General features: G+C 42.3%; 12 protein-coding genes. 10 read left to right on the top strand and 2 right to left on the bottom strand.

Features of this window, described 5'->3' with window-relative positions:
- Nucleotides 1-85 precede the first annotated feature (85 nt).
- The 10 genes from pspA to ACSSVW_RS07210 all read left to right on the top strand — a co-directional run bounded on the left by pspA (nt 86) and on the right by ACSSVW_RS07210 (nt 9,448).
- Nucleotides 86-748, top strand: coding sequence for a phage shock protein PspA (pspA, locus tag ACSSVW_RS07255; protein WP_036969796.1), 663 nt, complete (start codon nt 86-88; stop codon nt 746-748).
- A 57-nt stretch (nt 749-805) separates the two neighbouring features.
- On the top strand, nt 806-1,039 hold the full coding sequence (pspB, locus tag ACSSVW_RS07250; protein WP_036969793.1) for an envelope stress response membrane protein PspB: 234 nt from the start codon (nt 806-808) through the stop codon (nt 1,037-1,039).
- The gene (pspC, locus tag ACSSVW_RS07245) at nt 1,036-1,437 is read left to right on the top strand and encodes an envelope stress response membrane protein PspC (RefSeq protein ID WP_036969787.1); all 402 of its coding nucleotides are present in this window, start codon (nt 1,036-1,038) and stop codon (nt 1,435-1,437) included. The genes pspB and pspC overlap by 4 nt, the downstream gene beginning before the upstream one ends.
- A 62-nt stretch (nt 1,438-1,499) precedes the next feature.
- Complete coding sequence (locus ACSSVW_RS07240; RefSeq protein ID WP_065979749.1) at nt 1,500-2,912, top strand: YcjX family GTP-binding protein; 1,413 nt, start codon at nt 1,500-1,502, stop codon at nt 2,910-2,912.
- A complete protein-coding gene (locus ACSSVW_RS07235) occupies nt 2,909-3,943 on the top strand; it encodes a YcjF family protein (protein WP_036969781.1) in 1,035 nt (344 codons plus the stop codon). Before ACSSVW_RS07240 ends, ACSSVW_RS07235 begins: the two co-directional genes overlap by 4 nt.
- Nucleotides 3,944-4,077: 134 nt before the next feature.
- Complete coding sequence (megL, locus tag ACSSVW_RS07230; protein ID WP_454179080.1) at nt 4,078-5,259, top strand: methionine gamma-lyase; 1,182 nt, start codon at nt 4,078-4,080, stop codon at nt 5,257-5,259.
- A gap of 225 nt (nt 5,260-5,484) precedes the next feature.
- On the top strand, nt 5,485-6,282 hold the full coding sequence (phhA, locus tag ACSSVW_RS07225; protein WP_036969774.1) for a phenylalanine 4-monooxygenase: 798 nt from the start codon (nt 5,485-5,487) through the stop codon (nt 6,280-6,282).
- Nucleotides 6,283-6,291: 9 nt separating this feature from the next.
- A complete protein-coding gene (locus ACSSVW_RS07220; protein WP_036969771.1) occupies nt 6,292-6,636 on the top strand; it encodes a 4a-hydroxytetrahydrobiopterin dehydratase in 345 nt (114 codons plus the stop codon).
- A gap of 114 nt (nt 6,637-6,750) precedes the next feature.
- The gene (locus ACSSVW_RS07215; RefSeq protein ID WP_182396220.1) at nt 6,751-7,329 is read left to right on the top strand and encodes a hypothetical protein; all 579 of its coding nucleotides are present in this window, start codon (nt 6,751-6,753) and stop codon (nt 7,327-7,329) included.
- Between the two features lie 130 nt (nt 7,330-7,459).
- A complete protein-coding gene (locus tag ACSSVW_RS07210) occupies nt 7,460-9,448 on the top strand; it encodes a HAMP domain-containing methyl-accepting chemotaxis protein (protein WP_454179079.1) in 1,989 nt (662 codons plus the stop codon).
- A gap of 51 nt (nt 9,449-9,499) precedes the next feature.
- Here ACSSVW_RS07210 and ACSSVW_RS07205 read toward each other — a convergent pair whose 3' ends face one another.
- Both ACSSVW_RS07205 and ACSSVW_RS07200 read right to left on the bottom strand, forming a co-directional pair.
- Nucleotides 9,500-10,582 (bottom strand): efflux RND transporter periplasmic adaptor subunit, encoded by a 1,083-nt coding sequence (locus ACSSVW_RS07205; RefSeq protein ID WP_454179078.1) that lies wholly within the window; start codon nt 10,580-10,582, stop codon nt 9,500-9,502.
- Nucleotides 10,579-13,689 (bottom strand): efflux RND transporter permease subunit, encoded by a 3,111-nt coding sequence (locus tag ACSSVW_RS07200; RefSeq protein WP_454179077.1) that lies wholly within the window; start codon nt 13,687-13,689, stop codon nt 10,579-10,581. The genes ACSSVW_RS07205 and ACSSVW_RS07200 overlap by 4 nt, the downstream gene beginning before the upstream one ends.
- Between the last annotated feature and the right edge of the window lie 157 nt (nt 13,690-13,846).

Raw genomic sequence — 13,846 nt, 5'->3', positions numbered from 1 at the left:
TTATTCTAGCTTTATAAAAGTTGGCAAGCATATTGATACTAGATATACCAACTGATTAAGTTAAAACACCAAAGAGGTAAATGTTATGGGAATTTTTTCACGTTTTGCAGACATCGTTAATTCTAATATCAATGCCATCTTAGATAAAGCAGAAGACCCAGAAAAAATGGTTCGTCTGATCATCCAAGAGATGGAAGATACATTAGTAGAAGTACGCTCTACGTCAGCAAAAACACTTGCTGAGAAAAAAGAATTAGTACGTCGCGTTGATACATTAAAAGTACAGGTTGCTGATTGGCAAGAAAAAGCGGAGTTAGCACTAAGCAAAGACCGTGATGACTTAGCGCGTGCAGCACTGATTGAAAAGCAAAAGTCTGCGGATGCTGTGGCTGCTGTTGAATCTGAGCTTGAGCATGTTGAATCTCATATTGCAAAGCTTCAGCAAGAAGTAAGTACGTTACAAGAGAAGCTGGCTGATGCTAAATCACGTCAAAAAGCGATTATCTTACGTCAACGTTCAGCTGAGTCACGTTTAGAAGTTAAAAAAGCGCTTGATAGCTCAAAAGTGGAAGATGCGCTAAACCGCTTCGAACGTTACGAAAACAAGATCGATGGTCTAGAATCTCAAATAGAGTCTTATGATCTTGGTAAAAAATCATTAGCTGACGAAATTGCGGGTCTACAGCAAGACGAAAAGATTGATGATGAGCTTGCTGAGCTTAAGAAAAAACTGGCAGATAAAAAATAAAAAATGGGGGCAAGTCCCCCAATGCTTACACACATAACGGATTGACAGGAGAGAATCATGTTCGACGCAGAAGTTTTGATGGCACCCATTATTGTATTTATGGTGGTTGTTGCCCCACTTTGGCTTATTTTACACTACCGTAGTAAAAAGCAAGTGAGTCAAGGTTTAAGTGAACACGAACATCGCCAGCTGTTAGAGCTTGCACAAAAAGCAGACAAAATGGCAGAGCGAGTTGAAACATTAGAAGCCTTACTTGATCAAGAGGCTCCACAGTGGAGACGTAAAGTATGAGTACCAAACGCGAATTATTCAGAGACGCAGAGCGCGGTAAAATAGCCGGTGTGTGCGCGGGTATCAGCGACTACTTTAATATGGAGCTTTGGCTCGTACGCATTCTTGTCGTCACCGCAGTGTTGTTATCGGGTGGGCCATTTATTGTTGTTGCTTACATTGCTGCGTGGTTTATTTTAGATAAGAAACCATCAGAGAAAACAATGAAAACTGGCGACAGTATTCACCAAGACCCGCTTGAAGTGAAATTTAAAGTATGGCAAAAAGGGGAACCACCTCGCCGTGCACTGCAAGATTTAAAAGAGCGTCTTGCGCGAGTTGATGGTCGTTTACAAGAGATGGAACGCTATGTCACCTCAACTGAATTTACGGTTAGCCGTGAAATTAACAAACTTTAAAGGATTTTAAAGCACCTTGTTTGCAATGTGAAACCAAGCGCAAATAGGGTGCTAGACACTGTATGAGCCAATCATTTGCAAAGAACACCTTTAATAAATTAAAAAACAAAGCCGAAAAAGCGCTGCATCGTGGTTTAGATCAACACGTGAAACTTGCTGTAACAGGATTAAGTGGCAGTGGTAAAACGGCGTTTATAACCGCACTTGTTAAGCATTTAACCAGTCAAGCTGATGATAAAAACCTACCATTTTTTAATGTAATGCGTGAAAAACGCCATATTGCAACCAAAGTGGTGCCTCAGCAAGCTCTCACCATTCCAACGTTTGAATATAATCAGGCTTTGTCATCATTATTGCCCCTGGAAGGTGAACCGGCATGGCCGGCATCAACTGAGCGTATCAACACACTGCGACTGGCAATCAAGTATCAAAGTAATTCAGGGCTTCGTGGTCATTTTGCACCGCAATCCACTTTGTATTTAGACATCATTGATTACCCAGGTGAATGGTTACTCGACTTGCCAATGCTTGAGCAGTCATTTGCTGATTGGTGTGAGTTACAATATTCATTGCTTATGCAAACGGCGCGCAATGAAAAAGCTCAGCCATTTTTATCTGCACTTGCAGAGCTCGATTTATCGTCCAGTGTTGATGAAAGTTTACTTGCTGAGGTGGCAGCACTGTACCAGCAGTTACTCGTCAGTTTAAAGCAAGATACCAAACTTGCCATGTTACAACCCGGGCGAATGTTGATGCCGGGTGAACTTAAAGGTGCCCCCTTACTGCAGTTTTTCCCGGTCGCAAACGTACCAGAGGAAATCGCTGAAGGGTCAAATTTAGCGCACCTTAAAAAGCGCTATAAGGCCTACGTAAAAGAAGTTGTGAAGCCATTTTATGAGCAACATTTTCGCCATTTTGACCGACAAATTGTGCTAGTGGATGTCTTGAGTGCATTGAACGAAGGGGCCGAAACGTTACATGAGCAAAGTCGTGTAATAAACCAATTGCTTGCACATTTTAATTACGGTGAAGCCAGTTTCTTTAAACGTTTGTTTAAACCTAACATCGACAAGCTGTTGTTTGCTGCAAATAAATCAGACCATATTAGCGCGCAGTATCATAAAGATTTAGCATTATTGCTTGATTCAATCGTGCATGATCAAAGCAACCATTTAAAGTTTGAAGGCGTACAAATTGAAACCATGGCTATGTCGTCAATTTGTGCGACAGAGCCGCGCCAAGTTGTAGAAAAAGGCCAGCAATTAGCCTGTATTTACGGTAAACCATTGGGCGAACATGAGTGGGTCACTTATTTACCCCCCCAGCCACCTTCACGACTATTGAATAAACACGAGTGGCCAGCACAAGGCTTTGAGTTTTTGTCGTTTTCGCCATTACCATGCCCTGATAAACGGTTAAAGCATATTCGTTTAGATCATGTCATGCAGTATCTGATAGGAGATAAACTAACATGAGTAAACAGCCGAACGAGGTTGATTTTCAAGCTGGGCGCCGTATTGCGAGCTCTGCAGCAAATGAAGCACCGACTGAGGAGCTTACAGCTGCAAAGGTAATTGAAAATGCAGAGTTTATTGAAAACGATGACGAATTAACTGACGACATAGAACTGGCACCGGTATACAGAAAGTCAAAATGGCAAACATTAAAAAGCCTTTTTGTAGTGAGCTTTTTAGTCTTGGTCTTGCTTGAATTTGGTATGTCGCTGTATGTGGCGTTTCAGCAATCGATTATTGTCGGTTCAGTGTATTTAACAGCGGTACTAAGTGGCGTGCTCTTGATTAGCCGTGTTATTTGGCGTGAGTATCGCATGCTGCGCAGCTTAAAGCGCAATCAGCTACATCGTACAGAGGCTGATCGATTACTTAATAGTGAGCAAGTAGGTGAAGCGCTGCCTTGGCTTGAAAAACTCAATAAACATCAAGCACTCACAGGCTTTGATGACTTTAAAACACAAATAGCCAGTCATCATACCGACAAAGAAATCATGACGTTATATGCAGACAGCTTATTAGTCAGCCAAGATCAGCAAGCAAAGAAACTGATTAATCGGTTTGCCACAGAATCGGGCTTATTGGTGGCATTAAGCCCACTTGCACTGGTTGATATGATGGCGGTACTTTGGCGTGGCACTAAATTAATTGAGCAAATTGGTCGTATTTATGGCATTGGTTTTGGTTATGCAAGTCGCATAAAATTGTATCGCTTGTTGATCAAACAAGTGCTTTTTGTAGGCAGTGCTGAACTGGTGTCCGATCTGGCTGCAACGGCACTCAGCGCAGAGCTGTTGGGTAAATTGTCGGGCCGTGCCGCGCAAGGGCTTAGCGCCGGTATTTTTACTGCTCGCATTGGCTATAAAGCCATGGAGTTAAGTAGGCCATTGCCACGTTTAGAGCACAAACGTAGCCTATTAAAAGAAACGGCTAATAGTATTGCGCGAAAAATAGCCTCGCGCAGCAGCGATAAAGACACCGAAAAGACTCAATGACAACATTTGTGTACAGTTAATAAAAACGGTTGAGTGATATTTAGCCATCTGAGCATCCGGCATGCTTGTGGTTAGGCTGTATGTGCGTTTTATTTATGAGTATGAAGTACTGATAATAAAAACGAGAACAGACAATGACTAAGCATCACTTACATACACAATGTATCCATGGTCCAGAAAAGCCAAATGATCCTCACGGCGCACTGAGTGCGCCACTTTATCAAACCTCAACATTTGCGTTCACGAGTGCAGCACAAGGGGCTGCTCGTTTTGCTGGTGAAGAGCAGGGGTTTATTTACACTCGCTTAGGTAACCCAACCACGCAAGAGTTAGAGCAAAAAGTTGCACAACTTGAAAATTGTGAAGCGGCTGCAGCAACAGCAACGGGAATGGGCGCAGTATCAGCCTCAGTATTAAGCTTTTTACAGCATGGTGACCACCTTGTGGCATCAAGTGCACTCTACGGTTGTACTTTTGCTTTTTTTGCTCACATGCTGCCTCGCTTCGGTATAGAAGTCAGTTTTGTTGATATGAGCGATGAAGCCGCGTTACGTGCTGCTGTTAAACCAAACAGTAAAATGATTTTTGCTGAGACGCCGATAAACCCAACTATGACGGTGCTTGATTTAAGCTTAATTGCAGAAGTCGCGAAACAACATAAGTTGCTCAGTGTTATTGATAATACTTTTTTAACGCCTTTACTTCAGCAACCCACTTCATATGGCATCGATATTGTTATTCACAGTGCGACTAAATACTTGAACGGACATGGCGATGTGGTTGCTGGGATTGTGTGTGGTTCTAATGAGCACATTAATTTAATAAAAATGACCGTGCTTAAAGATATTGGCGCAACGATTAGTCCGCATGATGCCTGGTTAATAAACAGAGGGTTAAAAACGCTTGCAGTACGAATGGAGCGCCATTGTGCGAGTGCCCAAGTGGTTGCTGAGTTTTTAGAGCAGCACCCGTTGGTGAGCAAGGTTTATTATCCTGGCCTTAAATCACATCAAGGTCATAAGTTTATAGGTACACAAATGAAAGCAGCGGGTGGTGTGATCGCGTTCGAAATTAAAGGCACCCTAGAACAAGGTGAAACCTTCATTAATAATACCCGGCTTTGTACGTTAGCAGTGAGTTTAGGTGACGCTGAAACCCTCATTCAGCATCCCGCGTCTATGACTCACTCTCCCTATACACCAGAAGAACGGGCTGCGGCTGGCATTAGTGATGGATTAATTCGCTTATCAGTCGGTTTAGAGGATGTTAACGACATAATTAACGATCTTAAAACTGCATTTACATCTATTGGGTAGGGTGTGTATTTAAGTTTACACTAAAATGCTGTTGTATCCCTTTTTTAACGGGGTGTGTAAATATTTAGATCTTTTGGTGTAATTTTTTATTTACAGTGGGGGTGTTTCTGCAAACAGTAGAAACACCCAAAACTATTAAAATCTCGCTTACTTTTACATAGTATCGACTTAACAAGTTAAAGTGATTCTTATCGTGCTGATCAAGATTTAACGAAGAAGGTTATTATGGCTAAAGCAAGTAATTACACCTCCAAGCAACCCGATGAAAATGGGGTGATCCATTGGAGCGAAGACGAAAACAAAATATGGTCTGAGCTGGTTGCTCGCCAACTCGCTTGCATTGAAGGCAAAGCCTGCAATGAATACCTTGAGGGTTTAAAAAAAATAAACCTTCCTTCAGATCGTATTCCCCAATTAAGTGAATTAAACGAAGTACTGGAAAAAACCACTGGCTGGCAAGTTGCGCCTGTGCCTGCGTTAATTGATTTTGACGAGTTTTTCCGTTTGTTAGCTAATAAGCAATTCCCCGTGGCCACGTTTATTCGCACCCGTGAAGAGTTTGACTACTTACAAGAGCCAGATATTTTCCACGAAATTTTTGGTCACTGTGCAATGTTAACAAACCCTGCATTTGCTGAGTTTACGCATAAATACGGTCAATTAGGGTATGCAGCAGAGAAAAAAGATCGTGTGTATCTGGCACGTTTATATTGGTTTACTGTTGAGTTTGGTTTAATGCAAACAGACCAAGGCTTGCGTATTTATGGTGGCGGTATTTTATCAAGCCCAGGTGAAACGCAGTACGTGTACTCTGATAAACCAGAAATCAATGCAATGAATGTACTGGATGTGCTTCGCACACCGTACCGTATTGATATAATGCAGCCTGTGTACTACACCATTAATTCGATTAATGACTTATTTGATATCTCACAAATGGATATCATGTCATTGGTGAGTAAAGCAAAAGAATTAGGGCTTCATGAGCCAAAGTTTCCACCTAAAGAAAAATTAGCAAGTTAAGGATTTATAATGTCTTCATTAAGCACACAAAAGTGTGAAGCGTGTCGTGCTGATGCGCCGAAAGTATCTGATGCTGAGTTAGCAGAATTAATTAAAATGATCCCTGATTGGGTACCAGAAGTGCGCGACGGCATTATGCAATTAGAGCGTGTGTATAAGTTTAAAAACTTTAAACAAGCACTTGAATTTACAAATAAAGTAGGTGATATGGCTGAAGAAGAAGGCCATCACCCAGGTTTACTTACAGAGTGGGGCAAAGTCACTGTTACGTGGTGGAGCCACTCAATTAAAGGCTTACATAAAAACGATTTTATTTGTGCTGCAAAAACTGACGATGTCTTTGCTGCATTATAAAACGCAATAAGTTCTGCCCAGAAGGCGTGACCCAAGGTCGCGCCTTTTTATTTTTGTTAAAAAGAAAAAGCCTATATAGTGTATTTGCGTTATGAAACAACACGGTAGAAAACAATGAAGAATAAAAGCCTAATCATAGCCTCATTACTTATTTTATTGCCGCTAATCGACAGCCTTTTTGTACCTCCTGTATTTGGCATTCAATGGCATAGCCCAAAAATGATGTATCAAATAGGCGTTGCGTTACTCATTATTAAGCTGTTTATGGTCATAACGGGCATTTATTTATTACTCAAAAATAACAGGTGTGACACAGGCAGAGCAGCACTAGAGACTCAGCCAACTGCTAGACGACATCTTTTATTATTCATTGTCGCAGGGCTTCAACTTGTGGTTATGGTGAGTCTGTGTTTTTGGTACCTTGTTGCAGGGACACAGGCAAAGTATTTTAAGCAGCAACAGCATATTAGTGTATTTACAGCTGACTATGGCGTTTTTACTGATGTTTACCATCATATTTCATATATTTGCTATGACCGTTATGGTTTTTATCGCCAAATCCCGGTTGCTTCATTACCGTGGGCAGGTGAATTTAGTTTTAAAGTTCATCAAGATAGTTTACAAATCTATCAAAAAAGTAATGTCGATGAGCAAACTAAACAGATTTCCTTAGAGGGGTTTAATTGTTTATAAAACTGGAATAATTAGGGCGATTTTTACTTACATATCAGATATTTCTTAAATTCCCCCTATTTCCCCTCATAACATATCATTCTCACTGTTGTTTCCTATACTTAACGAGATTTTTAGTAAGGAAGCCATCATGCATAGGGTACTGCAATTAAACAGAGAGAACATTATGTTTACGAAGTTCAGGTTAAATACACAGCTGTATCTTGCATTTGGTGCAATGATTGTCCTGCTAGGGGTAGTCAGTATAGTCGCCTTGTTAGCCCTTAACTCAGGCTATGATAATTTTGTTGATTATCGCGTAAATGCACGCGATAGCAATATCACGGGACGAGTCCAATCAAACGTATTAACTCTACGCTTAAATGCACTCAAATATTTGAAAGATCAAGAACCTCAAGCCATTTCCGATTTTAACGAGCGTCATAATTTACTCAGTGAATTAATCACTCAGAGCAAAAAACAGTTTACTGATGCCGAGAAAGTAAAAGCAATGACAGTAATAGAAAAAGGAGCAAGTAATTATAAAAATGGTTTTGAAGACATCGTTAAGTTAGTAGAAAAACGCGATGATGTAGTCGAAAATAAGCTCGATGGAAATGGGCAGTTTATGCGTGAGGCCTTAACTGAAATTATGGTGCTGAGTAAAAACAAAGAAAACAGCGCAGCATTATTTTTAAGTGCACAATTGCAAGAGTCGTTATTACTTGGGCGATTGTATGCTGCAAAGTTTTTAGTCAGCAACTCACTGGTCGATTTTGACAGAACAATAAAAGAATTTAAGGGCGTTCAAGCTAAAACTCAGCAATTGTCAGCGGGCCTTTTTGATGCAAAAGAGCAGGGATTATTGTCTGATTTCAAAACCAGAACGAATGACTATATTACAGGGCTTGAGCAAGTAAAGTCCTTGATTACAGAGCGTAATAATATAATTGGGACACTTGATAAAATAGGCCCGCAAATAGCTGAGGAAATTGAACGTATTAAACTCGCCAGCCAAAACCGCCAAGATGAAATTGGCCCCATGATACAAGCCAGCAGTGAAAATGCGATTACCACCATTTTAGTCTTTGCCATCATAATTATTACTGTGGGTATCTTCTTAAGTATCTTTATCTCGCGTTTAATAAAAGCGCCTATTGGCGGGGAGCCGAGCGAAATAGCGACCATTGTGCAATCGATAGCTGAAGGTGATTTAACATATCGTTTTAGTCAGCATGGAAATGAAACAGGAATTTACTTAGCGATGCGCGAAATGGTGTCAAAGCTTAACGAAATGCTGACTCAGATCAGTGAATCTACCACGCAAGTTTCGCGCACATCACAAGATTTAACAACGATAACGGCGAGTTCTAAAACAGGTGCAGAACATCAATCTGACCAATTAACACAAACAGCCACTGCAATGCATGAAATGTCAGCAACCATTAATGAGATTACGCAAAGTGCACAAATGGCTGCCGAGGCAGCAACAAAAGCCGATAATGAAGTACTGACGGGCACGCAAGTAGTTTCACAAACGCATCACGCAATGGGCGAGTTGGTTGAGACCATGTTGAACGTGAGCAAAACGATTGAAAACTTAGAAGCAGAAACTGAGTCAGTGGGCTTCATTTTAGATGTGATAAGAGGTATTGCTGACCAAACTAACTTATTAGCTTTAAATGCGGCCATCGAAGCTGCTAGGGCTGGAGAGCAAGGACGCGGTTTTGCAGTGGTTGCAGATGAAGTGCGCTCTTTAGCAAGTCGGACACAACAAAGTACTGAAGAAATTCAAGTGATGATTTCTAATTTGCAGAATGAAGCGAAGCGCTCAGTCGATTCGATGAAAATGAATATGCAAAATGTGGAGCAAACCGCAGAGAAAACTGAGCAAACCGGTGAAGTCCTCGAGCAAATTTCACAATCGGTAGGCACAATTAAAGATATGAATGTACAAATTGCCAGTGCGTCTGAAGAGCAAAATGTCGTGAGTATGCAAATAAGTGAAAGTGTTCAACATGTTAACGAAAAAGCACATGAGACGATGGATGGTGCAGAGCGCGCAGCAGCGATTGCTGATGGCTTAGCGCAAACAGCGCTTGAGCTAGACCAAATTGTGAAGCAATTTAAAGTCAGTTAAAAGCCTAGGAATATAAAGCCAGTGACACTGGCTTTATACTTTACTCATTTTTTATTCGGGCTTTATTTGTACATCAACCTTTTGGCCCGTTTGCAACTGTTCAGCTCCCCTTATTGCCACTTTATCGCCGGCACTAAGAGACGCAGGAGTGAGGGGACTTACCTCAACAAGCTGACCCTTGCCACTGCCAACGATAACGGGAATTTGTGCTGCTGTACTGGCGTTATCAATCTTTACGATATGCGTGCCATTTTTACGTAAAATGAGGGCATCTCGGTTCACTAATAACACATCGCCTTTACTTGTTAATGGAACAGTAACATCGACAAGTTGACCTATCGCCCATACTTGCTCTTGAGATACGTGCAATGCGGCACGTACTTCGACTGTTTGTGAACGCGGATCTGTAGATGGGATCACTGCTGTAATTTTAGCGGTTGTTGTTTCAGGTGCTGATAAATCGCCTGCTTTGACCTGCAGTGCAATGTCTTTATGTAAAAACTTAAGGTATTTAACAGGGACATATAAACGCACTTCTAAATGAGTGATATCGAGTAAGGTGACTAATTCATCGGCGCGGTTTATTTCACGTCCAGCACGTTTATAGCGCTCGCTGATAACACCTGAAAAGGGGGCGCTGATGGTCGCACGGGATAGTTTATCGTCGATCACCTTTAACTCTACCTCAGCAAGGGCAATATCAGACAAAGCGAGGTCATGTTTATTTTGCATTCCATCAACTTGGCTTGCCGCTGCACTGCTCGCTTTTGCGAGTTTTTGTAAACGGGCTAACTCTTGTTCGTATAAACGCAGGTTTATTTTTGCACGGTTGAGCATTTCTTGCTGACGGGCTTTTTCAAGTTCCAGTGGTAAAGTGTCCATGCGCACTAGCGTATCACCTTGGTTGACTAAAGTGCCTGGCTCTACCACATAGAGTAAACGTCCACTAATTCCTGCGGTAAGCGTGACATCGTCTTTACCGTATAAAGTGCCACTTACTTCAATTTCACTGGTTAGCTGTGCTTTACTCACTGTATCGACCGTGACAGGGACGACCGCGAAAGCATGAAAGGCGAAGGCACATAATACCGCGGTTACAATACGTATATTTTTTATCATCGTTTTATCACTCATTGATTCGATACCAAGCTTAAAGGCATTTTTTCGGGTTGTTGATTATTGTTTATTGGTGGTAATTGCCTGCCAAGCTGCAATAAACTCGGCATTAAAATAAGCGTAAATAGCGCGCTAATAGCCATGCCGCCTACAATGACGGTCGCAAGACCGCGATAAATCTCTGAGCCAACACCGGGCATTAACATCAGCGGTAACATGCCAAATAAACTCGTTAAGGTACTTAAATAAACGGGGCGTGCTCTAAGTAGCACTGCTTGGCGAACTGCAGCCTCTCGGTTAAGCCCTGCAGACATCGCAACACGCGTTTGGTCGACCAATAAAATCGCATTATTGACCACTAATCCCAGCAAAATGATAAAGCCAATCATGGTCAATAAATCGAGTGATTGGAAAGTGAATAAATTCAGCACAAACAAGGCCAGTACCCCGCCAGCTATCGCCAGCGGCATAACTAGCAGTACCAAGACACTGTCTTTTGCAGATTTAAATAATGCTGTCATCAGCAGGAATAAAATAAACAAGGCTAGTAAAAAGTTGAGAGTCATCTCTTGCATAGCTGAATTCATTTTTTGTGCGTTGCCAGCCAAAATCGCGCCAGCACTTTCGGGTAAGCTGGCACGTACTTTTGGCATAACGTGTTCTGCTAAAATAGCTTGTGCTTGTTGCAAACTCATATCGGCAGGTGGTGTGACGACAATACTCACTGTGCGACGTCCGTTAACACGGCGTAATTGTGTAGGGCCAACAGTGCGTTTAATTTGGGCAAGCTCGCCCAGCGTTTGAATGCCCGAGAGCGGTGTAACAATGGGCAAGGCTTTTAGTTCTTCAGGGGTTTGCCATGGAGTGCCTCGCAAAATTACATTCATGCGCTCGTTGCCGTCAAAGTATTCGTTAACAAATAAGCCGCCTGTATAAGCCTGTACCGCTTGTGAAACGTCACGGCGAGTTAGCCCTGCTTGAGTAATACGGCGGTCGTTAGGTGTAAGCCTGAGCTCTGGTTCGGCCATATCTAAACGCGGTTGTGGTCTTGCTGTGGCATTTGGCATTGCTTCTGTGACTGCTTGCAAGGCGACATTAGCACCTGAAATCAGGTCATCCATGTTCGGACCGGTTAGATCAATATTGATATCTCGGCCATCTCCCCCATTCGCGACTTGGATCATAGAACCTCGAAAGAAGAATACCTGCGTGTCGGGTAAGTCGATGAAAATTTCTTCTCGAGCAACTTTCATCAATTCTTCAACGCGTTGTGGATCAGCCGAATAAATAAATCCGCCAGCGTTGGAACCAAATGCATAAAAGTTAAAGTCTTTTATTCCTGGCTCTTTCTCACCAGTGTAGTAAGGCATTAAGCGTTTTTTGATACGCATTAATAACTCTTCTTCCATAAATTGCACATTGCCACCCGGTGGGGTATTCAAGTTAAAGAAAAAGCCATCAGTTGGCGCTCTGGGCATAAAGTCAGTTTTTGGCAGCATAGTCATGGTGGCAATTAATGAGCCACCTAATAACGAGGCAATCCAGAGCAGTTGCTTAGTGCGGGTGTTAGTGAGTGCCATGATGAAGTTAGTTAGTTTTTGCCAATAAGCACGATAAGGATCGGGTTTTAGTTCAGTGTCAGGCCAAACATGGTTCGCTAATGGAATGAGTGTAATGGCACAGACCATTGAGGCAATGACCGCAATAGAGAGGGTGAGTGCAAGGTCTGAAAACAGCTGACCTTCAATGCCTGCCATAAAGAGAATAGGGAGAAAAATAGCAACGCTGGTGGTGGTTGACGCAAATAAGGCACCGGTGACTTGCGCTGCTCCTTTTAATGCCGCTTTTTTAGTATCAAAGCCTTCGCTTCTGAGTCGGGCTATATTTTCTTGGACTATGATAGCAGCATCTAAAACTAAGCCGACAGCAAAGGCTAGGCCGGCAAGGGAAATAACATTTAAGCTGCGTTCAAAAATATTAAGGGCTAAAAACGCCACCATCAACGACACCGGGATTGTAGCGGCAATCACAAACGTGGCTTTTAACCCGCGGAAAAACAACCATAAGATCAAGCATGATAAAAGTACACCTAATCCTAAGTTGCTTTTCACTAATGATAAGGCGTTACGAATATGCACTGAGGCATCAAAGCTTAACTCAATCGATAAGCCATTTTCAGCAAGAGGACCTTCGTTTAGCTCTTTAATCGCTAAATTTATGTCATCAAGAAGTGCGACAGTATTGGCTTCGTTGGCGCGCGAAATTCGAATGTAATACGCCGGTTTACCATTTCGGCCACTCATGCCTAAACGGTCAGAAAAAGTGCGTTCTACGCGTGCAATATCGCCAAGGTAAATTGGCCTGTCGCCAGAATAACCAACGCGCATTTGTGCCATGCTCGACAAATCATACTGACCCGTAAAGCGCACGGTATATTGACGGCGTCCGACATTAGCAAGGCCTCCTGAGGTATCGCGTGAACTAGCTAATACGTTACTTATTTGGTCAAGGCTTACGCCAAGGGCTGCGGCTTTGTGAGGATCAAAGGTGATGCGCAACTCTTTTGGTCGTTCACTAGCTAAATCAACGCGGGCAACACCGGGAATACGGGCTAAACGTGGCTCAACAAATTCGTCGATTTGTTTTTGAAACTGTGCCATATCAAGATCTAAGCTATCGGCGTTGTAGTGCGTGGGAGTCACTAATAAAGTGGCAGCGGCTTCGCCATTATTGCCGCCTGCAAATACCACAGGGTCGAATGCATCTAAGGGGAGTGGCGGTGCTTGGTTTAGACTTGTGAGTACATCGAGCATGGCTTGCTGCATATTTTGCCCGACTGCAAAAGTAAGGGTGATAGAGCCATTACCTCGGTTGATATTGGTATTTACCTCTAAAGCGCCAGGCGTGTTTTTTACTGCGTTTTCGAGCGGCTCAATAATCACGGATTCTATTTCTTCTGGTGCGGCTTGGCGCCAACCTGAAAAAATAGTGATTTGCGGTTGTTCAATATCGGGTGTAAGTTGAATTGGCAGCTTGAAAATACTCAACATGCCAAACAACATAATCAGTACTAAGATGACAATAACACTCGCTGGGTTCTTCAGTGAACTGCGCGTCAAATTCATTGTATGTGTTCCAAAATCAATTTGTGTGCATTGTAATGCGACGTAAAAAAAGTGCCAGTAAGTTTAATGGAATGTATGTCAAAGTAGACGCTGGGTTGCTGTAAATACGCGATAAAGTGTGTTTTTGAAATAAGATGTAACAATTTAATAAAGTTGA

The sequence above is a fragment of the Pseudoalteromonas sp. MBR-15 genome (assembly GCF_053628915.1).
This window is presented reverse-complemented; position numbering and strand designations above follow the sequence as displayed.